Consider the following 25,380-nt stretch of genomic DNA (forward strand, 5'->3'; position numbering starts at 1 on the left):
ACGACCGAGGAAGTGGCCCCTTGATTTTCATCACCGCTAAGTTCCGCGTCCTTCCCGAGCACGCCGACCGGTGGCCCGAGGTGGTGGAGGAGTTCACCCGGGCGACGCGGGCCGAGCCGGGATGCCTGTGGTTCGACTGGTCCCGCAGCATCGAGAATCCGGCGGAATACGTCCTGGTGGAGGCCTTCAGGGACGACGAGGCCGGTGCGGCGCACGTGGACTCGGCGCACTTCAAGGCGGCGCAGCAGACCTTGCCGCCCCACCTCGCCGCGACACCTCGCATCGTCAACGTGACGGCGCCCGGGGACGACTGGTTGCTGCTGGGCGAGATGACGGTCCCCGACAACTGACGCCGGTCGCGAAGGCACAGAAAGGGCCGAAGCCCGTTCCCCGGGCTTCGGCCACTCTTCGCGTATCCGGCGGCTGCGGCGCCGACGGCTCAGTTGTGCTCTTCGTCGATGGTGACGGCGATGCCGTTGTCGAGCTTGACGACGACGGCGACACCCTTCTTGGCGGCCGCTTCGAGGTCTTCCTCGCTGCAGGGCGTGGTTCCGCCCGCGGCGTCGCCGCAGATCCAGCCGGCCCCGTTGACGGCGGTCTCGGTCGAGGTGAAGAACGCGCGCTCGGTGCCTTCGCTGTCCACGAGGGAGTACTTCCCCGGCGCCATGTATCCGAGCTTTCCGCTCCAGGTGCCGGTCGTCTTGCCGCTGTCGCTGCCGCCGTCGTCACTGCCGGAGTGGTCCTCGACGACACTGACGGCGATGCCGTTCTTGAGCTTGACCGTGGCGGAGACGCCCTTCTTGGAGGCGGCCTCGAGGTCTTCCTCGGCGCAGGGGGTGGCGGCCTGGCCCTTCGCGTCGCCGCAGATCTCGCCGGCACCCTGGATGTCGGTGTCGGTGGACGTGAAGAACTGCTGCTCGGTGTCCTTCAGGTCGGTGACGGTGTACTTGCCGGGCGCGAGGTAGGAAACGGTCCCGAACCAGGTGCCGGTCACCTTCTTGCCGCCCGGCTTGCCCGCCGCATTGTTGTCGGCCTGTGCCTCCGTACCGCTTCCGGCCTCGTCGTCGTTGCCGGACTTCCCCTTGGCGTCCGAGCCCGAGCCCGAGTCCGAGGCCGCGGAAGAGGTCGACTTCTTGCTGTCCGAGTCCCCGTCCTGGCAGGACGTGAGCAGCGCGGTCGTCGCCATCAGGGCGGCGGCGGTGAGGACGGTCTTGCGGTGGCTGCGAAGCATGTGTGTCTCCCCGTGGGTGTACGGCCGGCCGGTCGGCTGGGCTTGGCCGTGCTGTGCACTTGGTCGATCACCACCCTGCCCACCGCGGCGATCGCGGGGGAAGGGCGGTTACGAGGTGATGACATGCCTGACGTGATCATGAGACGCGCGGGCACAACAAAGTCACAACCTGCCCTTTCCGGTCACACGTCCCGCCCTGTTCCGGGCAGGGCCGCTCCTCGCCGACGGGACGAAGAAATTCCGTCGAGGGCCTGTGGCGTGCTCTGTTAGGGTCCTTTGGCCGGCCGCGGGACTCCGGTGCGACTTCCGGAACCTGCCTGTAAAGCAATGATTCGCAGCTCGTGCCCCCATTCCCCGGCCGGCATCCGTGCTTACGAGGGAAGAACGCGATGGATTCGTACGGGGACCTCGTCGCCGCCGAGGATGTGCTGCTGTTCGTCAACGCGGCGATCACTTCTACAGGACAGCGTGAATTCCGCAGCGACGCGGACGAGCAGCGGCTGTCCTTGGACTTCCTGCATGCCTACATGCTGGGCAACTACCGCGACCTGTACGCCGGAGTGCTCGCGCTCGACATCAACGACCACAACGCCGTCCTCGTCATCCGACGGCTGCTGGAAACAAGCCGTGAGGCCTCTGCCGACCAGCGGCGCAGCGAGGGCCGGCTGATCGCGTCCCGTCTGGCGATGCTGCCGCCGCAACGCGTGTACGGGCTGTTCGGTGCCCTGCGCCAAGCCGGGGTGAACAACCGCCGCACCCGCGCGATCATGCGCGACTGGCTGTCCGCCCGCCCGGACCCGGCGTTCGACGCCGTGAAGTACCGCAGCGGCCTCAAGCGAGCCTTGCGCCACGCACATCTGGCCCCCGCCACCGAAGAGCTGGGTACGTTCGTCTTCGCGCCGCTGACCCGCAAGCACTATGCGACACCCCTCCTGGAGGCGTGGCGCCGCGCGCACTACGAGCAGGCCGCCCTGTACGAGCTGCCCTACACGGCGGCCGAGGGCTTCGCCGCCAAGCACGGCATCCCCCGCAACGTGTTCCTGGAGCGCATCGCCCCGCGGATGACCCGCTTGGAGACCCTGCGGTTGCAGGAGTCCGCCCACAAGAACGGGGTCACAGCAGTGCGGGCAGACCTGGCCCGGATGCCGCTGACCCGGTTGGCGACCTACGTGCTTGCGCTGCCGGTCGAGGAGCGCCTGCGCCGACGCGCCGAGCTGACCCACGCCCTGGAATCGGCCGCCGACCGGGTGGCGGGCCCGCACCGGGGGAGCTGGGGCAAGGTCAGTGCCGTCCTGGACGACAGCTTCTCGGCCTTCGGTTCGGCTCACAAGCGTCGGCGACCGCTGGCCGTGGCACTGGCCTGCCACTATCTGCTCGCCGCCCTTGCCGGCAACTACACCGGGCTGTGGACCTCGGGGCGGACCGACGCACTGCTGACGTACCCGTATGGGCCGACGCCGGTGGGGCGGCGGATTCTCGACGCGTTGGACACCGCCCCGTCACGGCTGGTGATCGTCTCGGACGGATGGGACAACGCGCCTCCCGGCCTGGCCGCCGAAGTGCTGCGCATCTGGCGGACGCGGCTCGATCCCGAGCGTCGCACCAGCATCGTGCATCTCAACCCCGTCTACGACGCGGCCGACTTCGACGTGCGCCGGCTGGCCGCGACGGTGCCCACCGCGGGTATCCGTGACGCCGAGGACCTTCCCGCACTGGTGGAACTCGCCCAATTCGCGGAGGGCCGCACCGGCCTGGCCGAACTGATCACCTACATGAACACCCGTGCCGCTCGCATGCTGCGCGGACAGGGGCAGGAGCAGGCGCGATGACCACACTGGACCTGACCGGCCTGGTCGCCCGCCCTGCCCAGGTCTGGGGTGCCGTCCGTCTGGTGCCGCTCGTACGTGACGAGCCGGTCGGGGATCTCCGCCTGGCCTCTCGGCCCTACGGCGATGGGGCGGGTCTGGTCGAGGTCGGCCCACGCCAGGCCTATGTCTCCTACATCCCCCATGGATTCGTCGCCACCTGGACTGACGACGGCATGCCGGCCGCCGCCTACGGCACCCAGCTCTCTGCCGACAGCAACGCGGCTCCCGCCGCCACCATGGGCCTGCACCTCCACCGCAGAATGGCCCGCCGCCAGGCCAAGGACCGGCTGCGGTTCCTCCCCATGCATCTGGCGCTCGAGGGCTACCTGGCGCTGCACTTCGGCGGCCCCACGCTCGCCTGGGAGGAGTGGTCGCAGCGCGCCATCCGCCAAGGGCTCTCCCCGCGCGTCGAGGAAGCCTACGCGGGCGCCGAGGTGCGCGGACTCGCCGACGCACTGCGCATCTTCGAGATCCACCCCGACCAGTGCGGTGTGATGGTCTATGTCGCCGATGCCCTTGCCGCGGCATTCGCGGTCCCGCATCCCGACGACTACCGCGCGCTGCACCCGACGCTCCTTCAGGACCTGTACGGGGAACTGATCCACCACTACGCCACGCTGATGCCGCCGGTGCCGGACTTCCGGGCCCGTATCTCCGACGCGCGGATCCGCTCCCTGGCCGACCTGCGCACGGCAGTTGCCGAACAGGAGGATGCCTGGACCCATTTCCACGACACGACCATGGCGACCGGCCTGCTGGAGCACGCCTATACCTGGCAGTCGGTGTACCGGATGGGGCGCTTCACGCTTTCCCGCTTCCTGCCGCCGTTCCGTCCCAAGCAGGACAACCACATCGGCGAGGCCATCACCGACGACAGGGGCAGGGTCGCCTACCTCAAGACGTTCCGTCTGTCGGAGACCCAGGTCCGTCGCGGTCACCTGCTGAGCAGGCTTGCCGCCCACGACTGGCACCTGGCCGACACCGCAGCCGATCTCGGCTTCAGTGAAGCTCAGTTGGGGCTTCGCCTGGAGTCCGCCGGCTTCGGTTACCTGCTTCGCCAGGATGTCTTGGACGGATACCGCAAGCAGGGACGAACCCGGGCCCGATGAGCACGGCTGGCCCGGGGCGTTCAACACGCAGAAGTCGGCCTCACGGACGATGAGGCCGACTGCCAGTGGAGTTGCCCTCCCGTGCGGCGGGTCCGCTTACACGTTCTCCGGCGACGTGCGCGGGCGCGGGCCCCGGCTTGCGTAAAGGGCGAGTCCGGCGACGGTGGGCACGGTCGCGACCACGGCGGCGGGCCGGCTGTCGGGCGCCTGGGTCTGCCAGGTGAGGGCTTCCCCCACACGGCCCGTGCGCGGGAACACGGCCGCTGCCAGTGTCCAACCCAGCGGCAGGAACCACGACCGAGCGGTGCCGAGCGTGGTCGCCCCCAGGGCGGTCAGTCCCAGCAGGCCGGTTACGTCGCGGACGACACATCCGAACGGTCCGAACCGTGTGCCGGTGAGCAGCGTGGCCAGCAGGAGAACGAGGGGGAAGCCCACGGCCGCGGCCAGGTGTGACGTGCGCAGCCAGGTCCAGGGTCGAGCCGCCGTGCGGTCCAGGGCGTCGTCGGGGCCGCCGAGCGTGGGAGCGACGACGGACACGAGGAGGAGCACCGTCAGGACGAGGACGGTGCGGCTGACCTCGCCGGTGCCGCTGAAGGCCGTCGTCAGCAGCCACGCGATGGCCGTGCCCGCGGCCCCGGCGCCGCAGGCCGCCGGCACCCGGCGTGAGTGCAGGTAGAGCGTCAGTCCTCTCATCGGGTGCCTCGCGTCAGGATGCCGTTGGTGTCCCGGCACTTCTGGGCGGCCCGGTGGACGGCGGTCACCCGGGCGTCTGCCTCGGCCCGCGGCAGTTTCTTCAGGCTCTTCCAGAGAGTGACGGTCCCGGGGTCATCGAGCGGGAAGCCGTCGAGACTGTCGCTCGGTTTCAGGTCGAGCAGCCAGTAGGCCGTAGCGACGGCGACCGGGAAGTTCTGGTTGTCTTCACAGCTGTACGGGCCGGTGAACGCCCCGACGAGCAGGGACAGTTCGAACTCGTCCGCGTCGGCGAGGTGACCGCGCTTGTCGACCGAGACCTTCATCAGGGCGGTGTCGGACCGCGGTGTCGGTGCGGTGGGGGGAAAGAAGGTGGTGGTGTCCTCGTGTGCCTCGGTGACCGGTGTCTTGGACAGCAGGTCCAGTGCGTGCCGGGCCTTGGGGGCCACTTCGGGCAGCAGCCCTTTGTGCGCCCGGCTGACGCAGACGCGCGGGGCGTCATCGGTGCACACCAGTTCCTGGGCGACCGTGTCGAGCGTGCTGCGGTCATAGGCGGCGCCGGTCGGGACGACCAGTGCCGTGACCGTGGCCCCGACGGCCAGGGGCAGCAGTGCGGTGAGGCCGAGCACGCGCTTGCGGACGGCGAAGAGCACGACCGCGGCCAGAGCGACCGCGGCCATCCACAGCGCCTGGGCGGTGCTGACCGCGCCGCCTACGGTGTCGTAGTCGCTGAACATGCTGGTCCCCATCGGGGAGAACGCCACCGAGATTCCGCCGTCGGGAAGGGCGTGGGGTGCGAAGACCAGCAGGACGAAGCCCGCGACCGCGAGCGCGGGGGCGGTGGCCAGCGCCGGCACCATGCGTCCGACGGCTAGCCCGAGCCAGACCGAGGCGATCATCGTGAGGACACCGACCGCCACGACGGCGTACGCGGCCGGTGGCAGGTAGCGGGCCGTGCCGGCGATCCGTGGCCCCGTCGCGAGGAGCGTGAGCAGGTAGGCGGCGAGCACTGCCAGGGCGGTTGCGGCCAGGATCGGCACGATGCGCTGCGGTCGCGGACGGGGCACGCCGGCGAACAGTTCGGCGACGTTCGCCCGGTGCTCGCGATAGGACTGCCAGGCACCGGCGGCCATCGCCAGGGGCGAGAGGACCGCGAGGTACTCGCGCTGCGTCGTGACCAGCGCCATCCACCCGGTGGACCAGCGCCCCGCGGTGGCGTGGAAGACGATCGCGCCGACGGCGATGATCAGCAGGGCGGCGCCGACGGAGACCGAGCGCCGCAGTTCGATGCCGAGGATACGGATCATGCGTTGCTCCGGTGCTTGCGCAGGAGGGCGGAGTAGCCGCGCTCGGCTGCACTGTCGCCCGCATCGTTTTGGCCGCCGTGCGCGATCAGCTCGTCGGGAGTGCCCTGGAACAGGAGGCGGCCCTCGTGGATGAGGAGGACGTCGGTGCAGGCCGCGACGACGTCCTCGACCAGGTGGGTGGAGACCAGCACACAGCTGTCGGTGCCGAGGTCGCGCAGCAGATCACGGAAGTCGATGCGCTGTTCGGGGTCGAGCCCGACCGTCGGCTCGTCGAGCAGCAGCAACTCGGGGTCGTTCACGATGGCCTGGGCGATGCCGACCCGGCGCAGCATGCCGCCGGACAGCGTCTTGAGCTTCGCGTCGGCCCTGGCGGTCAGGCCCACCCGGTCGATCGCGCGCTGTACGGCGTCGGGTGTCGCCGCTTTGGGCATCTCCTTGAGCCAGGCCATGTACGCGACGAACTCGCGGACGGTGAAGCGCGGGTAGTAGCCGAACTGCTGCGGCAGATAGCCCAGTCGACGACGTACCGTGCGCAGGTCGGCGCGGCCGTCGGCGGGTGCGCCAAGGAGTTCCAGCGAGCCGCCGGCGGGCTTGGCGACCGTGGACAGCGCGCGCATCAGCGTGGTCTTGCCGGCGCCGTTGGGGCCGAGCACACCGTGCACACCGGCCTGCAGCGACAGGTCAAGGCCGTCGACGGCCAGGTGCCGGCCGGCCCGGACACGCAGATCTCGTGCCTGGACGAGCCAGGGATGAAGGGTGGGGGCCGTTTCGGCGGGTTGCACCGCACGCATGGGTCTCTCCTGCTGGATCGAGGGTCAGTTGCCGCTGGTCAGGCGGCGGAAGCCGGTGGCGGCGAGCGGGGTGAGCGCGGCCAGGGCCACGGTGGTCACCGCCCAGACGGCGGTGCTGTCCGGCTGCAGTGCCGGGGAGAGGGATCGGGCCGCCACGCTGGGCAGCAGCACGGCCAGGGACCAGGCCGCCGCGAGGCCGATCGCCGCACGGCGCACGCCGATGAGGCTGCCGAGCACGAGGGTGGCCGCGGTGAAGGCCAGCGAGGGCAGCAGGGTGAGGGCCAGGGACGTTCCCGTGCTCACGCCCGCCACAAGGAGCGCCGGAAGGACGACGGCGAGTACCGCGAGCGTGCGCCGCAACACCATCGCCAGACCGGATGCGGGGGTGGTGGCGGCCAACTCCCGGACCGGGTCGGTGCGCCGGCTCCAGGCCACCGCGACGCCGGGCAGCGGCGCCACCGGGGCCAGCAGCAGCACGAGGGAGGGCAGGCGGGGTGCGGCGGAGTCCAGGAGCGCGCCGCAGCCAAGGACCGCGACGGTCATCACGAGCCAGGGCAACAGTCGCCAGACGAGCCAGCGCCGGTGCACGGCTCCTGCACGGGGGGAGTGGCGGACCGGCGCCGGACCCGCTGCGATCGACTGGTCGAGCGCGATCGCGACACGGTCGAGCAGCTCCGCCGTAGCGGGGGTGGCGTGGTGCGCCAGGCCCGCACGGCAGGGGGCGCATGTGTCGAGGTGGGCCTCGATCGACCAGAGTGCGGCGTCATCGAGCCCGCGGCCGCCGTCCGCGTAGCGGGACAGGATCTGGGGGGTGGGATGAGTCATGACAGGGCCTCCCGCAGTGCGATCCGGGCCCGCCGCGCGCGGGTCTTCACCGTGCCCTCCGGCATGCTCAGCAGGACCGACGTCTGACGGACCGACAGGCCGTCGAGCACCATGGCCTGCAGGACCTGGCGCAACTCCGGGGGCAGCCGCAGCAGCGCCTGTTCGAGGTCCTGGTCGACGCGGCTCGCCACCACTTCGTCCTCCGCCGCCGGCGCGGTCCTCTCGGCCAGGGCGATGGCCGGCACCCGTTCCTGGCGGGCGCGTCGCCGCAGCGCGTCGACGAGACGGTTCGCTGCGATCTTCCAGAGCCAGCCGACCGCACTGCCCCCGGTCACCGCGCCCGCGTAGCTGCCGGCGGCGCGCCAGACGGCCAAGTAGGTCTCCTGGAGCACGTCGGCGATGACGTCGTCGTCGGCGCAGCGGCGGCGCAGCCGCACCGTCAGCCAGGGCGAGGTACGCCGGTACAACTCGTCGAACGCCGCCCGGTCGCCGTCGGCGACGCGACGCACAAGTTCTGCCTCGTCGAGGTCTGCCACTCTTTTCACGATCAAGAAGACGATGCGAGTGTCGATTCAGGTTCTCCGCGACGGGCGGGTGCCCGGGGTCAGGGCGAGTTCGCTGGAGGCGTGCAGGCGATGGTGTCCCTCGCGGACGGTTACGGCACCGGCAGCGTCACCTGGAACACGGTCGGGCCCGGTCGGTCGTCGAGGGTGACCGTGCCGCCGTGGGCGCGGATCAGGGAGCGGGCCACGGACAGGCCGAGGCCGCTGCCGCCGCGGTCGCGGGTGCGGGCCTTGTCGACGCGGTAGAAGCGGTCGAAGACCTTCTCCCGGTCGGCGGGCGGAATGCCGGGCCCGGCGTCCTCGATCCGCACCACCGCCGTGTCCCCCTCACCGTCGACCTCCACCGTCACCGGCGTACCGGCCGGAGTGTGCACGGCCGCGTTGGTGAGCAGGTTGTCCAGGACCTGCCGGATGCGCTGCGGGTCCATGCGCAGGGCGAGCGGCACCGACGGTGAGGTGACGGCGAGCGGGTGATCCGGGTGGGCGGCCCGGAAGGCGGAGGCCGCGTCCTCGACCAGCTCCACGAGATCGGCGTCCCGCAGCCGGAGCGGCGCGTCCACCTCCGCCGCGTCCAGGCGGGCGAGCAGCAGCAGGTCGTCCAGGAGCACGCCCATCCGGGCGGCCTCGGCGCGCAGTCGCCTCAGGTGCTTGTCCCGCTCCTCGGGGGCGTTGGCGGCGGCGTACTGGAAGAGGTCCGCGTAGCCCCGTACGGACATCAAAGGTGTGCGCAGCTCGTGTGAGGCGTCGGCGACGAAGCGGCGCAGGCGCTGCTCGGCCTCCGCGCGCAGGGCGAGCGAGTCGTCGATGTGCTCCAGCATCGTGTTGAAGGCCGTGCGCAGTTCCTCGACCTCCGGACCGCCGCCTTGTTTGTCGGCGCGCAGCGGCAGCCGGGCCGCCGACTCGGTCAGGTCGTGCGAGGTGATGCCGTGGGCGGTGTGCGCCATGTCGCTGAGCGGGTTCAGGCCCCGGCGCAGCATCCGGCGGCCGAACTCCACGAGCACCGCGAGCGCCAGGGCGAAGGCGATGACCTGCACCCCGATCAGGCGCCGCATCGTGTCGTCGATGTCGTCCGTCGGCGCCGCGCTGACCAGGACCACACCGAGCTCCACCGCGCAGGCGCGCAGCCGGTATTCGCCCTTGCCCGCCAGGTGCACCGTGCGCAGCACCTCGGTGTCCTCGGATATCTGCTGCTTGGCCAGCGAGGTGAGCGGGGCGATGTCCCGGGGCTGGTCGCTGCTCTCCTCGGGCGAGCGCAGCTTGGGGGCGCGACCGGAGACGTCGTACACGGCGTAGTACCAGCGGTAGTACTTCTTGCCCTGGAGGGTGCCGCTCTGGGCGATGCTCTTGGACTGGGCGACCTGGGCGAGCCCGAGCTGGTCGTCGAGCTGGTTGGTCAGGTAGTCCCGCATGTACGTGGTCAGGGCCGTGCCGACGACGGCGAACACCACCAGGGACAGGGCCCCCAGACCCAGCGCGAGACGAGTGCCCAGGCGCAGCCGCCGGAACGCGAGGCGCAGCTTGCCGATCACCGGCTTCTCTCGCTCGCTTGGCGGATGACGTATCCGAAGCCGCGCACCGTCTGGATCAGCGGCGCGGTCGTCGTGCTCGCGGTCAGGCCTGCGTCGGAGGGGACGTCGAGCTTGCGGCGCAGCCGGCTGACGACCAGCTCCACGACGTTCGAGCGGCCCCCGAAGCCGTACTCCCACACATGGTCGAGGATCTGCGCCTTGGTGAGCACGGTCGGCGACTTGCGCATCAAGAAGCGCAGCACCTCGTACTCGGTGGGCGTGAGGGTCAGCAGCCGCTCGCCGTGGCGCACCTCGTGGGTGTCCTCGTCCATCGACAGATCGCCCACCCGCAGCACGGACCGCTGGAAGTTCGGCCCGGCGCTGCGCCGCAGCACGGTGCGCAGGCGCGCCATCAGCTCCTCCACCGCGAACGGTTTGACGAGGTAGTCGTCGCCGCCCCGGGTCAGCCCCGCCACCCGGTCGGCGACGCCGTCGCGTGCGGTGAGGAAGACGACGGGCACCATCGTGCCCGAGCCGCGCAGCCGGTCCAGGACACCGAAGCCGTCCACGTCCGGCAGCATCAGGTCGAGCACCACGATGTCCGGACGGAACTCGCCGGCCAGCCGGAGCGCCTCCTCGCCGGAGTTCGCGGTGACGGCGTCCCAGCCCTCGTAACGGGCGACGGTCGCGACGAGATCGGCTATCGGAGGGTCGTCGTCGACGACCAGGAGGCGCACTTTTTCCACCCGTTCATAGTGCGTCACGCGGCAGCCCGGACCATATGCCCCGGCTCACAGCGGGCGCATTGATAAGGACTTGTCAGCCGACCGACAGGTGATCGACAGCTTCCCCCGGTGAACCTTGGAGTCCCACGACCCGACCGAGGAGCTGCCGCCCCGTGACGACCGTCCAATCACCCCCCGCGCCCTCCACGGCGATACGCCCGAGGGTGGTGGCCCGCACGGGCCTGTACGCGGTGCTCGCCGCCAACGCGGCCGTGGTCGCCTACTTCTTCGCTCAGGCGGGCTTCGCCTCCAACGCCCTGATCGTCATCGGCCGCCTCACCGGCCTCTACAGCGCGCTGATCATGGCCTTTCAGCTGGTCCTGGTCGCCCGGCTGCCCTGGCTCGATCGCCGGATCGGCATGGACCGGCTGACCAGCTGGCACCGCTGGACCGGCTTCGCCCTGCTGTGGACACTGCTCGCGCACGTCGTCTTCATCAGCTTCGGCTACGCCGACGGCGCGGGCGTCGGCCCCGTCACCGAGCTCGTCGACCTCGCCGAGACGACCGAGGGCGTGCTGCGCGCGATCGTCGCGTTCGGCATCATCCTCACCATCGGCGCGGTCTCGGCCCGCTACGCCCGCCGCCGCCTCGCCTACGAGACCTGGCACTTCCTCCACCTGTACACCTACGCGGCCGTGGTGCTCGCCTTCACGCACCAGGTCGCCGTCGGTACGACGTTCACCTCCTCGCCCGCCGCGACGGCCTACTGGTACGGGGTGTGGGCGGTGGCCCTGGGCGCGGTCCTGACCGGGCGCGTCGTCCTGCCGCTGTGGCGCAACGCGCGTCACCGGTTCCGGGTCGCGGCGGTCGTCCCCGAGTCCGACGACGTCGTCTCGATCCACATCACGGGACGAGACCTGGACAAGTTGCCGGCGCAGGCAGGCCAGTTCTTCCTGTGGCGTTTCCTGACCAAGGACCGCTGGTGGCAGGCCAACCCCTTCTCCCTGTCCGCCGCGCCCGACGGCCGCGGCCTGCGCCTGACCGCCAAGGCGGCCGGAGAGGGCAGCGCGGCCCTGCGCCACCTGAAGCCCGGCACACGCGTGTTCGCCGAGGGCCCGTACGGCGCCTTCACCACCCTGCACCGCACCCGCACCGACGCGCTGCTCATCGCCGGTGGTGTCGGAGTCACCCCGATCCGGGCGCTCTTGGAGGATCTGGAGGGCCACGCGGTCGTCATCTACCGGGTGGCTTCCGAACGCGACGCGGTCCTCTACGACGAGCTGCGCGACCTGGCGCTCGCCAAGGGCGCCGAACTGCACCTGGTGACGGGCAGCCCCACCCCCGACAAGCTGGCGCCGCGTGAACTGCGGCGGATGGTGTCCGACATCGCCGACCGTGACGTCTTCCTGTGCGGGCCGCCCCCGATGATGAACGCCGTCCTCGGCACGCTGGACCAACTCGGCGTCCCCAAGCAGCAGATCCACTTCGAGCGCTTCAGCCTCGCCGGCTGAGACAGACGAGGACAACACCGTGAAGCGAGCCATACCTGTCGCCGCCCTCAGCATCCTGGGCCTGATCTCCGTCTGGCGCTACCAGCCGTCCACCGGCCCCACGCAACCCACCGCCGCGGCCCCGGCCCCGGCACCCTCCGCGTCCGCCTCTGCGGGGTCCTCGGGTTCCTCCTCATCCAGCACGGTCGTCAAGGGGTCGACCATCACGACCGAGAAGGGCCCGGTGCAGGTCCAGGTGACCTTCAAGGGCGACAAGATCACCGCGGTGACGATGGTGCAGCAGCCCAATCATCCGCAGACGAAGGCGGCGGTGCCGAAGCTGATCGCGCAGACGCTGGAGGCGCAGAGTGCGGACGTCGACACGGTGACCGGCGCGACGATCACCAGCGACGGCTACCAGCAGTCCCTGCAGGCCGCGATCGACGCCAAGGACGCCTGAGATGCGGCGCGTTGAGCACATCATGGGGTTCCCGGTCTCGCTGCGCATCGACGACGAGGGCGACGACAAGGGTGACGGTGAGGGCGAGGGCGTGCCGGATGAGGCCGCGGACGCGGTGTTCGCCTGGCTGCGCGAGGTGGACGAGCGCTTCAGCCCCTTCAAGCCCGGCAGCGAGGTCTCGCGCTACGGCCGCGGCGAGCTGGCACGGCACGAGCTGAGCGAGGACCTTGTGGAGGTGCTCGACCTGTGCGAGCGCTACCGCCTGGCCACGGGCGGCGCGTTCGACGTACGGCTGCCGGGGCGCGGGTTCGATCCGTGCGCGGTGGTCAAGGGCTGGTCGGTGCAGCGGGCGGCCGAACTGCTGCGGGCGGCCGGTGCGCGGCGCTTCTGCCTCAACGCCGGCGGCGACGTGGTGGTCTCCGGGGGGCCGTGGCGGGCAGGGGTACGGCACCCCGAACACGCCCACCAACTGTGCGCCACACTGGAGTTGACCGACAGCGCGGTCGCCACCTCCGCCCGCTACGAGCGCGGCGACCACATCATCGACGGCCGCACCGGTCGCCCGGCGACGGGGCTGCTGAGCATGACGATCGTGGCACCCACTCTGACCGAGGCGGACTCGGTCGCCACCGCGGCCTTCGCGATGGGTGCCGAGGGCATCGAGTGGGCCGCGTCCCTGGCGGGCTGTGAGGTGTTCGCGGTGACCGCCGGGGGACAGGTACTGAGGACAGCCGGCGTCCCGGTGGCCGAGGAGATGGGCGAGACGCCGCCGTCGGCCGCGTGATCGGTGGGCCCTGACAGCGAGTTCGCCCGGCGACAGGGACACGAGAGGCGGCACCGCCCTGGCCACCCGCGGCGGCCATGAGGGGCGCCGATAGGCTGATCTTCATGGAGACCGAGAGGGCCGGAGAGGCGCCGGGCGTGGCGTGCCCCGGGTGCGGCGGTGTCGAGGTGCGGACCGTCGAGCAGGCGCGCGGCGGCAAGGGCGCGATGCGTGAGGATCTGTTCGGCCGGCTGGCACCGGGGCCCGACAAGGGCGGCGACGGATGCCTGCACTTCGCCGAGGGGATCGTGCTGACCGGTCTGGGCGTCGCCCTCGCGTACACGGGCGTCCAACAGGACAAGCCGCTGTACACGGTCGGCGGTGCCGCCCTCGCGCTGATCTGCCTCCTCGGTACCTTCGTGGTCGTACGCGGCGACGGACGCGAGAAGGCCGCCGCCGAGGCAGGCGCGGCCCGCGCGAACCAACTGTGGCAGCCCGCGCACTACTGCTATGGCTGCACCTCGGTGTTCTGTCCCGGCGGCACCCCCTGGCAGGGAGTGCTCACGCCGGAAGCGTTCAAGAAGCTGGTGTGGACCGAGGCGGACTACGCCGACCAACTCCTGCCGGGGGACAAGGCGAAGGACGCGAAGCTGCCTTCGGGCGTGCTGCGGGAACTGCCGTAGGGGCCCGGCGGGTCCACGGAGTCCGGATGGGTAAAGCTCTGCCGGGGCCACTGCTCACCCGCTGGTGATGCCGCAGTGGCGGCGGGCTGCTGAGGGCGGCCGGGCTTCAACGCCGGGGCCACGGCTGCGATGTCAGTGCCGACTGGCACGATCAGGTCATGACCAGCCCCACCGACGCTCCCGTCCCGCTCCCGGCCAACCACCACATCTCCGAGACCTACGCCGACTGGGCGCGCACCCGTGATCCCGGCGCCGAGCCCACCGCGCGCGCCGTGCTCGACGAGGCCGACCACAAGCGGGGGCGTGCCTGGGAGAAGCCCGGCCGTTTCGTGGACGACATGGAGCGCCTGGCCCGAGGCGTGCCGACAGCCCATCTGCCCTGGTTCTGGGACACCATCGGCCACTGGCTGTTGGAGACGCACCGCCGCTCGGCCGCCCGCGCCTACGGCCAGGCGCGCGCCGCCGAACGCGACCATCAGCTGCCCGTCGACCCCGACTGGCGTCGGGCAAATGTGGCTCTGTTCGCCCGGTTCGGCGCCCTGCCCGCCACCGAACTCAGTGGTCACCGCACCTGGCTGGCCTCGATCCTCGAACCCGGCGACGCACACGACGAGTTCGCCCGCCTGCTGACCACCTGGGCGGCATCGCCCGGCGAGCTCCCCGCAGACCTGGCCCGCCGGGTCCGCGACTCGGCCCGCGCAGCCGGCCTCGGCACCGAGGAGGAAGCCCGGGTGCTGGGCGGGCTGCTGGCCGCAGCCCGGGGCAAGGCCGTACCCGACCGGCTGCTCGATGCCGCCGCCGGACCGCTCACCGCGCACCCGCCGACGGACGACCAGGCCACCGGGCTGCTCGACCTGTTCCCCGAGTCGAAGAACGACGCGGCTGCCTGGTTGCGGCTGCTCATCCGCTGCGGCGTCGCCGACGCGGCGGCGGCCGGCCGGATCGCCCCCGAAGGAGGCCTCGGCGACTGGCTGCGCCGCTACTCCGCCGGCTATTCGCACCGCACCGTCGCCGGTGGCGGGGTGACCGGCCAGCCCATGCCGGCCGAACTCCTGGACCTGGTAGGGCGGTTCGCGCCGCTGCTGCGTGCGGCCGGCACCCCGGTCCGGCTGCACGAGGACCGCTACCGGTGGCAGCACCTCGACGCGGACCTGCTGGACCTCTGCCTCGCCGAGTCCATCCCCGTCGAGGACCCCGGCGCCACGATCCCCTTGCAGTTCTGGGGCGAGCGCTCGCGGCGGGACCTCAAGGCGCTCGCCGCCGACCCGGTGTTCGGGCCCCGCCTGGAGGGCACCGTGCACGCCGGGCTCCGCTCCAACCACGGCGGCTTCGTCGGGCCCCGCCCCGGCACCGCCATCAGCAGACTCCCGCACAACGCGGGCGTGGCCGCAGAGGCGCACGCCCGGATCGAGAAGCTGCTCGACGCCCTGCGCGGCGGTGGCCTCGCCGCCGCCGACGAAGCCGTTGACGAACTGCGCGACCTCCTCGACCGGCCCACCGCCATCGCCCTGGACGGCATCGAAGAAGCCCTCGACGCCCTCGATCTCACCGGCCCGCTGGCCCGCACCCTGCGCGCCGGACTGCCCGAGGAACTGGGCTGGCCCGCACTGGAGGCGGCCCTTGCCGAGTTCCCTCCCGACGAGACCGTGCACGTCACCTGCACCTGGCCGGTGCTCACCGTGTACGGGGAAACGCGCGCCATCGCGATCGACCACGAGGGCCGGCGCGGCGATCACACCCTGGAGCTGCCCGACGCCACCCGCTCCCACACCGTGCACTGGGTAGGCGGACGGTTCCTCGTCGCATGGGCAGCGGTCGAGGACGACCAGCCGTCCCAAAGCGCCTACTGGTCCGACCGGCCCGGCGAGACCTTCGAACCCGAGGAGACGTATGGACTGGCGCCCTACGGCGGCAGCATCCAGGGCGGCCTCGGCTATCACTTCGAAACCCCTGACGGCGCTGGGCGCTTCGACGGTGAACGCGTCCTGCGCGCCGGCGGCCGCGAGGGCATCGGTCACCGCGACTACCAGATGAACGACGGGCACGCCCTGTGGAGCTCCGAGGTCTTCGGCTCACGCAGGAACGGCTGGGCCCGCTTCGACCCGGACACCGGCACCCCCACCGACGACCGCACCTTGCCCGCATTTCACCGCCCCGCCGAAACCCCGCCCGAAACCGATTTCTTCGCCGACCACCGGATCCTCGCCGCCCTGCCGCCGGGCGCCCCGTCCTCTCCGCTGGGCCAGGACGGGCGGCTCACCGGCTGCCGGGTCCACTACCGCAGGCCGTATGCCGGGCCGTCGCCCCGCGAATTCGTGCTGGAATCCATCGACGGCCGCACCGCTGCCTACCGCAGCAGCCGCTTCGGCCGCCGCCCCTGGGGCATCCTCGCCCTGCCGCTCGGCGGGGAGGACGCCGTCATGGCCGGGGAGACCACCATCCGCAGCCACGCGGCCGAGGACAACTCCCTGCTCTGGCAGGTCCGGGGCTTCCCGGGCAGCCGTGACCGTTCCCCGGTACGCGCCACTCTCGGCGAGGAGGCCGGGCCGGTGCCGCCGCCCGCCTACTGGCACTTCCTGATTCCCCGCGACGAAACATCCTCCAAAGCCCTGCGGGCCGTTGCCGACACCGACCTGCGCCGGCTACTGCACCCCGGCAGCGACGGCACCGGCAGCGGCGACCACAAGCCCCACTCCCTCCACGGCGTAACTGACCCGCAGGTCCGGGCCGGCGTCGAGCGCGCAGCCCTCCTCGCCGCCGACGTACTGCGGCGCCGCCGGGAACTGTCCCACCGGGTCGCCGTCATGAGGTCCGGGCCGGTCGTCGACCTGCCCGACCCGGCACCCGACATCCGTCTCACCCCCGCCCTGCGCGGCCTGCTGACCGAACCGCGCCACTACGAGGCGCATGGGCCGCAGCCGCACCCCGCCCTCCTCACCGCGGTCGCCGCCGACGGCCGCTACCTGCGCGGCGAGATCGAGGACGAGGTCCGCGTGCTCGCGCTGCCGGCCATCCCGCCCGAGTGGGCGGTACTGACCGGCCGGATCGACGCAGTCGCCTGGCGCGCTGCCACCGCCGCCACCCCCGACACCGAGCGGCAGGCCCTCACCGCCCTGCTCGACGTGTGGAGGCGACAGCCCTTCGCCGAGGCCGACAGCACCTGGCGAACCGGCCGCGCCCCGGAGCGGCGGATCGCCGAACTCCGCGCGGGCGGCGCCCTGATCGCCTCAGGCTGGGACCGCAGCGGCCTCGCCCCCTTCCTTCACCGCGCCGCCGACCCGGCGCCCGCTGACGCCGAGGAGTGCGCGACCCACACCATCATCGGCGACGACACCACCCGGCTGCCCCGCCTGCTGGCCCTCATCGCCGAACACGGCCCGCTGCCGGTGCCCGAGGAGGCAGTGGACCTGTTCCGCTGGCGTACCGGAGTGCCGCGCCCGATCGCCGCCCTGGTCCTCGACGGGTTCCCCGGCAGAGACGACTACGACGAGCACCGCAAGCTGCTCCGCACCAAGCCGTACAAGGCGGACCAGAACACGGTCTGGGCGTACCAGGAGTTCCAGGGGCGGCTCGGCCCGGTCGGCCGGCGCACCGTGCTCGCGGCAGCCCTGCCCGGAGACCCGGCCGAACTGTGGGCGCCCGGCGGTATGACCGCCGCCGCGGAGCGGATGGCCGCCGCCTGGGCCGAACTCCTCGATAGCAGCACGTACACCGACGACGGGAGCCACGCCGCCGCCCTGGCCGCGGACCGCGGCCTCTCCGAGACCTGGGCCACCGCCCTGCTCACCGGTCGCGCCCCGGAGCCCCTGGATGCCGAGGGGGTGCGGGCGGCTGCGACCGCCGTCGCCTGGGCGCTGACCGAGCGCCCGGTCGGCGACCCGGCCGCGGCAGGCGCCCGCGCCCTCGTCGACCGGCTCACGGACGCCCCGGCCGATCTCCATACCGCCCTGCGCCGATTGGCGGACCGGTCCGAAGTCACCCCGGTCCCGCCAGGCCAGTACGAGACCAACCCGCTGTTCAGCGTCCCGGAACTGGTGGAAGAGGCCGGCGCGGCCCTGGGCGTGGGACGCGACGCGGCGGCCCTCCACCTCCAACTGCACGCCCTCGACCGGCCGTCCGACCGCAGCATCCGCCGCTGGAACACCTGGACCCTCGACCACCACCGCGCCATCCGCAAGGAGCTCACCGCCGCCAAGGCCCCCCGCCCCGCGCCGCCCGCCCCGGCGGACGACGCCGCAGTGGCCGCCATCCCGATCCCCGTCCACCAACGGTTCGCTCGAGCCCGGGCGGACCAGGCGCAGCCGTAGCCGCGTCATGGCTGACGCATCCTGAGAACGCCCGTCCCCGCTCAGTGAGCGGGGTTCGTACGAAGGTGGGCGGCGCCCGAACGCACCGCCCAGCCGAAGACCGCGAAGGCCACGACGCCCACCACGAGCGAGTCGTAGGGCGCGGGCAGATGCCCGGAGCCGCCGAACGTGCCCAGCCACGACAACAAGGCAAGCGCCGCCAGGTGGAACACCAGCCAGGCGCCCTGACGCAGTTCCTCGGCCGGGGGGCCGCCCGCCGTCCTGCGTCGTTGCAGCAAGAACAGCGGGACACCGATCAGGACGAGCGGCAGGGCGAGCCGCAGGTCGTCCCAGCCCGACCAGTAGACGAACTCGGTCGCCACGGCGAAACTGACCGGTGCGATCCAGCGCACCCCCGGCATGCGGCCCTCCGCCAGGGGCACGCCACGCTCCCGGTCGTGCGCCCGGAAGGACGCCACGGCCACCGCCGAGGCGGCATAGATGATCAGATACATGTCACCCATCACGCTCACGATGTCCTGCCAGCCGCCGAACGGCAGCATGAAGAGGACGATGACCGCGAGGTTGAGGACCAGGGCGCGGCGCGCGATGCCGGAGCGGGGATCGATGCGCATGAAGAAGCGGGGGAGCAGGCCGTTCTTCGACAGGGCGTAGGTGTGGCGGGCGTCGATCGCGACGCCCACATAGGCGGAGCCGCCGGGGGAGACCACCGCGTCGGCGTAGAGCAGGGTGGCAAGCCAGTGCAGGTTGAGGACGAGGGCGAGCTGACCGAACGGCGACTCGAAGTTGACCCCCTGCCAGCCGTGCGCGAGCAGTGAGTCGGGCACCGTGTAGAGGAAGGCGAGTTGGAGCCCGAGGTAGACAAGGACCGCGAGGCCGATTCCGGTCAGGACGGCGGCGGGTACGTTGCGGCGTGGATTGCGGGCTTCCCCGGAGAAGTCCAGCGGGGCCTGGAACCCGTTCACGGAGTACACGATGCCGCCGCCGGCGAGTGCGGTGAGGCAGGCCGCGTATCCGTACGGGGCGAACCCGCCGTGGTCGGTGAGGCGGCCCGAGTGGGTGCCGGACAGGAACAGGGCGACCACCGTGAGCAGCGGAACGACGACCTTGAACACCGACACCAGGTTGTTCATGCGGGCGAACATCCGCACCGCGAACCAGTTCAGCGCGGTGAGCAGCACGCTCAGCGCGGTGGCGACGCCCAGGCCCGCTGCGGTGATGCTGCCTTCGCGGTAGAGCCCGGGTACGTAGTGGGCGGCGTACTGCATGATCGCGCTGATCTCGGCTGCGGTACCGCCCACGGAGAGCATGACGGACCAGCCGACGACCGTGCCGACGAGCCGGCCGTTGGCGTACAGCGGCCAGCGGACTGTGCCGCCGCCTTCCGGCCTGGTGGCGCCGAGTTCGACCATGACCAGGGCCACAAGCGCGCAGAGCAGGCCGGCCGCGATCCAGGAGAGCAGCGCGGCGGGTCCCGCGGTCTGGGCGGCGTACATGGCGGCGAACAGCCAGCCCGAGCCGAGGATGTTGGAAAAGCCGATCGCCGTCAGGGCCCAGAACCCGAGGTCCTTGCGCAGCCGGCTCTCCTCGGCGCGGACGTCCGGGGCGACGGCAGTCTCCGCCGGCTGTTGCTGCGCCACGTGGCAAACCTCCTCGACGATCACGGACCCACGGGGGTCAGCGTGCCACGCGGTGCGCCGTGTATGCCGAAGGGCGCTGCGCCCGGCGCTGTCGGGGCGGGCCGCGTACGCAAGTTGCCGCCGCGCCAACCGCCGCGCGGAGCGGCCTGCGGGTCCATCGCCGCACGTCCGGCGATGGGCTCAGCGGCTCAACCGCTCGTCCTCGATGGAGATCGCCTCCCGCACCAGTTCGCGGGCGTGGGCCAGAGGCAGGGCGCCGGTGAGCCAGCGCGTGCTGAGGCCTTCGAGGAGGGCGGTGAGACGCTCGGCGGACGCCGTCAGGGCCGGTGCAGGAGCTGTCGGCCGGGTGCGGCCGAGGAGCTCCGCGACGTCGTGGATCCAGGCCAGCGTGGCTTTGGCCAGATCTTCTCGCAGCTCGGGTTCGAAGATTGCGCTGGCGCGCAACTCGCCCCACGCCGTGCTGTTTTCGCGGACTTCGGGGGTGTCCTGGAATTCCAGGAGGAGGGACTGCTCCAGCTCCTGCCGGGCGTCCTGCGGTTCAACGGCGACACCTGCGCCGGATGTGTACCGCTCGGCCCGGTCGTTGATGAACTCCAGGGTGTGGCGCAGGGTGCCGGCCCGGTCTTTGAAGTGGTAGTAGATCAGTGCGGTGGACACTCCGGCTTCGGCCGCCAGCTCCTCCATGCGCAGCCCGCGGACCCCCCGCCGGGCTATGACGCGGGCGGCACCTTCCAAGATGGCCCTTCGGCGGTCCGTCGCCACGTGATCCCCTCCCGGGTGGTCTGAACCAACAGTGTCACACATTGACTGAATGTTTAGTTAGCTACGGCTCTCGGTCTGCCCCCGTCGCTGGAGGCATCTCTCCGGGCAGAAGGGGCCGTATAGGGTTCGGGCCATGGCGTCTCGCAGTACCCAGATCCTCGAAGCCGCCGCACGGGTGATCGCCCGGCGGGGCGTCCGCGGCCTGCGCGTGGAGGAACTGGCCGCCGAGGCGAACGTGTCCACCGCGCTGATCTACTACCACTTCGAAGACCGCTCGGGGATCCTGCGTCACACCCTGGAGTTCATCAGCGACCGTGCCGGGCGCTACACGACTCGACGCGATCCTGACGCCGAGCCGTTGAGCCCGCGCGAGGAACTGGAGCAGACCCTTCTGCTGGAACTCCAGGACACGACCGAGGTCAGGGAGAACAGCAGCGCCTGGGGCGAGCTGCGGGCCAGCGCCGTCTTCGACGACAACCTGCGTGAGGAGTTGGCGAGAGCCACCCTGGTCTGGGTCCAGGAAGTGGCGGGCCTGCTGGGCCGGGTCTGCCCGACGGCCCCCGCGGCCGCCCTCGCGGCGTCCGCCGAGCGCCTCACCGCCCTCTTGGAGGGCCTGAGCATGCGCTGGCTCAGCGGAACACTCCGGGTCTCCCGCGCCCGCACGCTGATGAGCGAAGCCATCGACTCCGAGGCCGACCAGCTGCGTAACTGACCGTTGGTCGCTGGACCACTCGACCGAAGTTCCACCGCGCGGCGGCACCCCCGCACCCGGCCCTGAAGCCCTCCCGATTGGTGAAGCCCCTCCATGGAATCCGGAAGGGCCGGGCGACGCCTGTTGACTGAAGATTCAGTCAGTGCCACAGTGTGCCGCACTTCCCCTTCTGGCAGTCCGGAGAAAGGACGCGACACCATGCCCGTGACCAGGCCCGCGAGCCAGGGGGCGCCATGCCTCTGACCCCCACTGAGAAGGACAGGCTGATGCTCTTCACGGCCGCCGAGCTCGCGCGCACGCGTCTGGGGCGCGGGCTGCGTCTCAACGTGCCGGAGGCGACCGCGCTGATCGCCGACACGGTCTGTGAGGCCGCGCGTGACGGTCTCCGCCTCGCCGATGCCCTCAAGCGGGGCCGCGCCGTGCTCGGCCCGGACGACGTGCTGCCCGGCGTCCCCGACGTCGTCACGGAGATCCAGGTCGAGGCGGTGTTCGACGACGGCACCCGGCTGGCCGTCATCAGCGCCCCCTTCGGTGACGCGGTGCACGACGATGCCGCCCCCGGCGCCGTCCTGCCCCACGCGGACGCGCTGCCCGAGCCGGAACCGGCGATCATCTTCTCGGTCCGCAACACGGCTCCGGTGCCGGTGAGCGTGACCTCGCACTTCCACTTCTTCGAGGCCAATCCCCGACTGGACTTCGACCGGGCCGCCGCGTACGGCATGCGGCTCGCGGCCCCGGCCGGGTCGTCCACGCGATTCGACCCCGGTGCCGTCGTCGAGGTCGGGCTCATGCCGATGGGCGGCGAGCGGATCGCGATCGGGTTCGCGGGCCTGGTCGACGGGCCGCTCGACGCGCCCGGCGCGAAGACGCAGGCCCTGCGGCGCGCCGCCGCCTGCGGCTACCTGGGAGCGGAAAGGGCAGCGGGATGAGCAGGCCCACCAGACACAGCGACCACTGTGCGCCGGGCGGCAGCCGGCACATCGACCCGCAGGAGTACGCCACCGTGCACGGCCCCCGTGCGGGCGACCGGGTCCGGCTCGGCGACTCCGGGCTCGTGGTACGCGTGGAGTCGGACTCCCAGGCGTACGGCGACGAGTTCCTGGCCGGGTTCGGCAAGACGGCCCGGGACGGAATGCATCTGAAGGCCGCAGCCGTCCGTGACACCTGCGACGTCGTGATCACCAATGTCCTGGTGATCGACGCCGTCCAGGGCATCCGGAAGGTGTCCATCGGGATCAGGGCGGGGCGGATTCACGCGATCGGGCGAGCGGGTAATCCCGACACCCTCGACGGCGTTGACGTGGTCGTCGGCACCGGCACCACCATGGTCTCGGGCGAGGGCCTGATCGCCACCGCCGGTGCGATCGACACCCATGTCCACCTGCTCTCCCCGCGGATCATGGAAGCGTCGCTGGCCTCCGGCGTCACGACGATCATCGGCCAGGAGATCGGGCCGACGTGGGGCGTCGGAGTGAACTCCCCGTGGGCGCTGAAGCTCGGGTTCAACGCCTTCGATGCCTGGCCGGTCAATATCGGTTTCCTGGCCCGGGGTTCCGCCTCCGATGAAGCGCCCCTGGTCGAGGCGCTCGCCGAGGGTGGTGCCTGCGGATTCAAGGTGCACGAGGACATGGGCGCGCACACGCGGGCTCTGGACACCGCGCTGCGGGTCGCCGAGGAGCACGACGTCCAAGTCGCCCTGCACAGCGACGGGTTGAACGAATGTCTGTCGGTCGAGGACACGCTGAAGGTGCTGGAAGGGCGGACGATTCACGCCTTCCACATCGAGGGCTGCGGCGGCGGTCACGTACCGAACGTCCTGAAGATGGCGGGCGTACCGAACGTCATCGGGTCGTCCACCAACCCGACCCTGCCCTTCGGGCGGGACGCCATCGCGGAGCACTACGGCATGATCGTCTCCGTCCATGCGCTCAAGACGGACCTGCCCGGCGACGCCGCCATGGCGCGCGACCGCATCCGGGCCGGGACGATGGGCGCGGAGGACGTGCTGCACGACCTCGGTGCGATCGGCATCACCTCGTCCGACGCCCAGGGCATGGGCCGGGCGGGGGAGACCATCCGGCGCACGTTCGCCCTGGCCGGGAAAATGAAGGCCGAACTCGGTCCGATCGACGGCGACGGCGAGCACGACGACAACGCCCGAGTCCTGCGCTACATCGCCAAACTCACCATCAACCCCGCCCTGGCCCACGGCCTCGCCCACGAGGTCGGCTCCATCGAGGTCGGAAAGATGGCGGACATCGTGCTCTGGCGCCCGCCGTTCTTCGGGGCCAAACCGCAGATGGTCCTCAAGTCCGGATTCCCGGCCTACGGCGTCACGGGCGACCCGAACGCGGCCACCGACACCTGCGAACCCCTGGTCCTGGGGCCGCTGTTCGGCGCCCACGGAGCCGCTCCCGCCGACCTCTCCGTCGCCTTCGTCAGTCGCGCCGCCGCCGAATCAGGCTCCCGGGGCAGGCCGCACGACGCGATGGCCACCCGGCGCAGGCGCGTGGCCGTACGGGGAACCCGCGGGATCGGCCCGGCCGACATGTTGCACAACGCCCGCCTCGGGCAGGTGGACGTCGACCCGCGCAGCGGACTCGTGACGCTCGACGGGGATCCGATGCGCTCCGAACCGGCACAAGAGGTCTCGCTGAGCCGTCTGTACTTCCTGTAATCCCTGCCTGATTTCCTGTAGTCCCCGCCCGCTGACTGAATTTTCAGAAGTGCGTCTTTTCTCTTGACTGAATTTTCAGTCGAGACCAAGATGCTGTTCACACCGCGTACCCGTCTTCCGCTGGCGCCAGGCTGAGCCGGCCCCCGCCGACGGGTACCTCTGGCGAAACGAAGAGAGACCCGTGATGACTGCATTCCGTATGCCTGCCGAATGGTCCGAGCACGAGGGGTGCCTGATGGCCTGGCCCGTCCGTGAGGATCTCTGGGGCAGCGTGCTGAACGACGTCAAGGAGGAGTACGCGAACGTCGCCCGCGCGATCGCCGAGTTCGAGCCGGTGACCATGGTCGCGCCGCCCGGCTTCGGCGAGGACGCCCGCAAGAGGTGCGGCCGGGACATCACCGTCGTGGAGATCGCACAGGACGACTCGTGGTTCCGCGACTCCGCCCCGCTGTTCGTGCTCGACGGCGACGGCAACCGCGCCGGGGTGGACTTCCGCTTCAACGCCTGGGGGCGCAAGCACCACCCGTACGACGCTGACGACCGGATCAGCGGCCTGCTGCTCGACCGGCTCGGGGTGGAGCGCATCCACTCCGACATGATCCTCGAGGGCGGGTCGATCACGGTCGACGGCGAGGGCACGCTGATCACCACCGAGCAGTGCCTGCTCCACCCGAACCGGAACCCCGGGATGGACCGGGACGAGATCGAGGCGGAGCTGAAGTCCCGGCTCGGCGTCGCCAAGGTCGTCTGGCTTCCCTACGGCGGTCTCCTCGACACGGAGACCGACGGGCACGTCGACGGGGTGTGTGCATTCGCCGCTCCCGGCAAGGTCGTCGTCTCCCTGCCCGACGACCCCGCGCACCCCGACTACTCCCGCATGCGCGCCAACCGCGCCGTTCTCGAGGCGAGCACCGACGCCCGCGGCCGGCGATTCGAGATCGTCGACGTCCCCCAGACCGCGTTCGTCGACATGGCCGACGGGCAGGTCGAGGTGTCCTACCTGAACTACTACGTGGCCAACGGCGGCGTCGTCGTCCCGGTGGCCGGCCTGCCCGGGGACGAGGAGGCTCTCGCGGTCATCGCCTCGGCGCACCCCGGCCGCAAGGTCGTCGGCGTGCGGGCGCTCGCGATCGCGTTCGGCGGCGGCGGAGTCCACTGCATCACCCAGCAGATCCCCTCCGCGCCCGCCACCGCCTGACCCGAGAACGGACTGCTCCCGGCGGGCCGCCCAGCGGCCCGCCGGCCCCGGAACTCGCACGGAAAGAGAGC

22 protein-coding genes are annotated in these 25,380 nt (G+C 71.4%); 12 read left to right on the forward strand and 10 right to left on the reverse strand.

Annotated elements, in window-relative coordinates; genetic code table 11:
* Nucleotides 1-20 precede the first annotated feature (20 nt).
* Nucleotides 21-350, forward strand: coding sequence for a putative quinol monooxygenase (locus tag ABZ906_RS20090; RefSeq protein ID WP_361384166.1), 330 nt, complete (start codon nucleotides 21-23; stop codon nucleotides 348-350).
* Between the two features lie 89 nt (nucleotides 351-439).
* Here the strand turns inward: ABZ906_RS20090 and ABZ906_RS20095 are convergent, their stop codons facing one another.
* On the reverse strand, nucleotides 440-1,231 hold the full coding sequence (locus ABZ906_RS20095; RefSeq protein ID WP_361384169.1) for a hypothetical protein: 792 nt from the start codon (nucleotides 1,229-1,231) through the stop codon (nucleotides 440-442).
* A gap of 389 nt (nucleotides 1,232-1,620) precedes the next feature.
* Here ABZ906_RS20095 and ABZ906_RS20100 point away from each other — a divergent pair, with 389 nt between their 5' ends.
* Together ABZ906_RS20100 and ABZ906_RS20105 are read left to right on the forward strand one after the other, a co-directional pair.
* Nucleotides 1,621-3,060, forward strand: coding sequence for a hypothetical protein (locus ABZ906_RS20100; RefSeq protein ID WP_361384172.1), 1,440 nt, complete (start codon nucleotides 1,621-1,623; stop codon nucleotides 3,058-3,060).
* Nucleotides 3,057-4,208: a hypothetical protein gene (locus ABZ906_RS20105; RefSeq protein ID WP_361384175.1), complete on the forward strand. Its 1,152-nt coding sequence runs from the start codon at nucleotides 3,057-3,059 to the stop codon at nucleotides 4,206-4,208. Before ABZ906_RS20100 ends, ABZ906_RS20105 begins: the two co-directional genes overlap by 4 nt.
* 96 nt (nucleotides 4,209-4,304) lie before the next feature.
* Here ABZ906_RS20105 and ABZ906_RS20110 read toward each other — a convergent pair whose 3' ends face one another.
* The 7 genes from ABZ906_RS20110 to ABZ906_RS20140 form a co-directional block, all read right to left on the reverse strand.
* Nucleotides 4,305-4,901 carry a hypothetical protein gene (locus ABZ906_RS20110; protein ID WP_361384178.1) on the reverse strand — a complete coding sequence of 199 codons (597 nt, stop codon included), beginning with the start codon at nucleotides 4,899-4,901 and terminating at the stop codon, nucleotides 4,305-4,307.
* A complete protein-coding gene (locus ABZ906_RS20115) occupies nucleotides 4,898-6,205 on the reverse strand; it encodes a hypothetical protein (protein WP_361384181.1) in 1,308 nt (435 codons plus the stop codon). The genes ABZ906_RS20110 and ABZ906_RS20115 overlap by 4 nt, the downstream gene beginning before the upstream one ends.
* Nucleotides 6,202-6,996: an ABC transporter ATP-binding protein gene (locus tag ABZ906_RS20120; protein ID WP_361384183.1), complete on the reverse strand. Its 795-nt coding sequence runs from the start codon at nucleotides 6,994-6,996 to the stop codon at nucleotides 6,202-6,204. Before ABZ906_RS20120 ends, ABZ906_RS20115 begins: the two co-directional genes overlap by 4 nt.
* Before the next feature lie 24 nt (nucleotides 6,997-7,020).
* The gene (locus tag ABZ906_RS20125) at nucleotides 7,021-7,821 is read right to left on the reverse strand and encodes a zf-HC2 domain-containing protein (RefSeq protein WP_361384186.1); all 801 of its coding nucleotides are present in this window, start codon (nucleotides 7,819-7,821) and stop codon (nucleotides 7,021-7,023) included.
* Nucleotides 7,818-8,357, reverse strand: coding sequence for an RNA polymerase sigma factor (locus ABZ906_RS20130; protein WP_361384189.1), 540 nt, complete (start codon nucleotides 8,355-8,357; stop codon nucleotides 7,818-7,820). Before ABZ906_RS20130 ends, ABZ906_RS20125 begins: the two co-directional genes overlap by 4 nt.
* Nucleotides 8,358-8,476: 119 nt before the next feature.
* The gene (locus ABZ906_RS20135; RefSeq protein WP_361384192.1) at nucleotides 8,477-9,913 is read right to left on the reverse strand and encodes a HAMP domain-containing sensor histidine kinase; all 1,437 of its coding nucleotides are present in this window, start codon (nucleotides 9,911-9,913) and stop codon (nucleotides 8,477-8,479) included.
* Nucleotides 9,910-10,638, reverse strand: a complete 729-nt coding sequence (locus ABZ906_RS20140) for a response regulator transcription factor (protein ID WP_361384195.1) — start codon at nucleotides 10,636-10,638, stop codon at nucleotides 9,910-9,912. Before ABZ906_RS20140 ends, ABZ906_RS20135 begins: the two co-directional genes overlap by 4 nt.
* Nucleotides 10,639-10,790: 152 nt before the next feature.
* Here ABZ906_RS20140 and ABZ906_RS20145 point away from each other — a divergent pair, with 152 nt between their 5' ends.
* From ABZ906_RS20145 to ABZ906_RS20165, 5 genes are all read left to right on the forward strand, one after another.
* Complete coding sequence (locus ABZ906_RS20145) at nucleotides 10,791-12,128, forward strand: ferredoxin reductase family protein (protein WP_361384198.1); 1,338 nt, start codon at nucleotides 10,791-10,793, stop codon at nucleotides 12,126-12,128.
* A 19-nt stretch (nucleotides 12,129-12,147) separates the two neighbouring features.
* Complete coding sequence (locus ABZ906_RS20150) at nucleotides 12,148-12,567, forward strand: FMN-binding protein (protein ID WP_361384201.1); 420 nt, start codon at nucleotides 12,148-12,150, stop codon at nucleotides 12,565-12,567.
* 1 nt (nucleotide 12,568) lies between these two features.
* The gene (locus ABZ906_RS20155) at nucleotides 12,569-13,351 is read left to right on the forward strand and encodes an FAD:protein FMN transferase (RefSeq protein WP_361384204.1); all 783 of its coding nucleotides are present in this window, start codon (nucleotides 12,569-12,571) and stop codon (nucleotides 13,349-13,351) included.
* A 104-nt stretch (nucleotides 13,352-13,455) separates the two neighbouring features.
* Nucleotides 13,456-14,013: a hypothetical protein gene (locus tag ABZ906_RS20160; protein ID WP_361384207.1), complete on the forward strand. Its 558-nt coding sequence runs from the start codon at nucleotides 13,456-13,458 to the stop codon at nucleotides 14,011-14,013.
* A gap of 158 nt (nucleotides 14,014-14,171) precedes the next feature.
* On the forward strand, nucleotides 14,172-18,320 hold the full coding sequence (locus ABZ906_RS20165; RefSeq protein ID WP_361384210.1) for a hypothetical protein: 4,149 nt from the start codon (nucleotides 14,172-14,174) through the stop codon (nucleotides 18,318-18,320).
* A gap of 41 nt (nucleotides 18,321-18,361) precedes the next feature.
* Here the strand turns inward: ABZ906_RS20165 and ABZ906_RS20170 are convergent, their stop codons facing one another.
* Together ABZ906_RS20170 and ABZ906_RS20175 are read right to left on the reverse strand one after the other, a co-directional pair.
* Nucleotides 18,362-19,960: an APC family permease gene (locus ABZ906_RS20170; protein WP_361384213.1), complete on the reverse strand. Its 1,599-nt coding sequence runs from the start codon at nucleotides 19,958-19,960 to the stop codon at nucleotides 18,362-18,364.
* A gap of 180 nt (nucleotides 19,961-20,140) precedes the next feature.
* On the reverse strand, nucleotides 20,141-20,722 hold the full coding sequence (locus ABZ906_RS20175; protein WP_361384216.1) for a TetR/AcrR family transcriptional regulator: 582 nt from the start codon (nucleotides 20,720-20,722) through the stop codon (nucleotides 20,141-20,143).
* A 133-nt stretch (nucleotides 20,723-20,855) separates the two neighbouring features.
* On the opposite strand from ABZ906_RS20175, the gene ABZ906_RS20180 reads away from it, so the two are divergent.
* From ABZ906_RS20180 to ABZ906_RS20195, 4 genes are all read left to right on the forward strand, one after another.
* A complete protein-coding gene (locus tag ABZ906_RS20180; protein ID WP_361384219.1) occupies nucleotides 20,856-21,434 on the forward strand; it encodes a helix-turn-helix domain-containing protein in 579 nt (192 codons plus the stop codon).
* A 233-nt stretch (nucleotides 21,435-21,667) separates the two neighbouring features.
* The gene (gene ureA, locus ABZ906_RS20185) at nucleotides 21,668-22,363 is read left to right on the forward strand and encodes an urease subunit gamma (protein WP_361384222.1); all 696 of its coding nucleotides are present in this window, start codon (nucleotides 21,668-21,670) and stop codon (nucleotides 22,361-22,363) included.
* Complete coding sequence (locus ABZ906_RS20190; RefSeq protein WP_361384225.1) at nucleotides 22,360-24,111, forward strand: urease subunit alpha; 1,752 nt, start codon at nucleotides 22,360-22,362, stop codon at nucleotides 24,109-24,111. The genes ureA and ABZ906_RS20190 overlap by 4 nt, the downstream gene beginning before the upstream one ends.
* 184 nt (nucleotides 24,112-24,295) lie before the next feature.
* Nucleotides 24,296-25,309 (forward strand): agmatine deiminase family protein, encoded by a 1,014-nt coding sequence (locus tag ABZ906_RS20195; RefSeq protein WP_361384228.1) that lies wholly within the window; start codon nucleotides 24,296-24,298, stop codon nucleotides 25,307-25,309.
* Nucleotides 25,310-25,380 lie beyond the last annotated feature (71 nt).

Origin of the sequence: Streptomyces sp. NPDC046925, assembly GCF_040644915.1 — a bacterium.
Classification (GTDB): Bacteria; Actinomycetota; Actinomycetes; order Streptomycetales; family Streptomycetaceae; genus Streptomyces.

What these genes read in the sequence shown, in the direction of transcription:
- ABZ906_RS20180 (WP_361384219.1), top strand. Translation starts at nt 20,856, where the DNA reads ATGGCGTCTCGCAGTACCCAGATCCTCGAAGCCGCCGCACGGGTGATC.
- ABZ906_RS20155 (WP_361384204.1), top strand. Translation starts at nt 12,569, where the DNA reads ATGCGGCGCGTTGAGCACATCATGGGGTTCCCGGTCTCGCTGCGCATC.
- ABZ906_RS20105 (WP_361384175.1), top strand. Translation starts at nt 3,057, where the DNA reads ATGACCACACTGGACCTGACCGGCCTGGTCGCCCGCCCTGCCCAGGTC.
- ABZ906_RS20195 (WP_361384228.1), top strand. Translation starts at nt 24,296, where the DNA reads ATGACTGCATTCCGTATGCCTGCCGAATGGTCCGAGCACGAGGGGTGC.
- ureA (WP_361384222.1), top strand. Translation starts at nt 21,668, where the DNA reads ATGCCTCTGACCCCCACTGAGAAGGACAGGCTGATGCTCTTCACGGCC.
- ABZ906_RS20190 (WP_361384225.1), top strand. Translation starts at nt 22,360, where the DNA reads ATGAGCAGGCCCACCAGACACAGCGACCACTGTGCGCCGGGCGGCAGC.
- ABZ906_RS20120 (WP_361384183.1), bottom strand. Translation starts at nt 6,996, where the DNA reads ATGCGTGCGGTGCAACCCGCCGAAACGGCCCCCACCCTTCATCCCTGG.
- ABZ906_RS20125 (WP_361384186.1), bottom strand. Translation starts at nt 7,821, where the DNA reads ATGACTCATCCCACCCCCCAGATCCTGTCCCGCTACGCGGACGGCGGC.
- ABZ906_RS20115 (WP_361384181.1), bottom strand. Translation starts at nt 6,205, where the DNA reads ATGATCCGTATCCTCGGCATCGAACTGCGGCGCTCGGTCTCCGTCGGC.
- ABZ906_RS20160 (WP_361384207.1), top strand. Translation starts at nt 13,456, where the DNA reads ATGGAGACCGAGAGGGCCGGAGAGGCGCCGGGCGTGGCGTGCCCCGGG.
- ABZ906_RS20110 (WP_361384178.1), bottom strand. Translation starts at nt 4,901, where the DNA reads ATGAGAGGACTGACGCTCTACCTGCACTCACGCCGGGTGCCGGCGGCC.
- ABZ906_RS20095 (WP_361384169.1), bottom strand. Translation starts at nt 1,231, where the DNA reads ATGCTTCGCAGCCACCGCAAGACCGTCCTCACCGCCGCCGCCCTGATG.
- ABZ906_RS20100 (WP_361384172.1), top strand. Translation starts at nt 1,621, where the DNA reads ATGGATTCGTACGGGGACCTCGTCGCCGCCGAGGATGTGCTGCTGTTC.
- ABZ906_RS20165 (WP_361384210.1), top strand. Translation starts at nt 14,172, where the DNA reads ATGACCAGCCCCACCGACGCTCCCGTCCCGCTCCCGGCCAACCACCAC.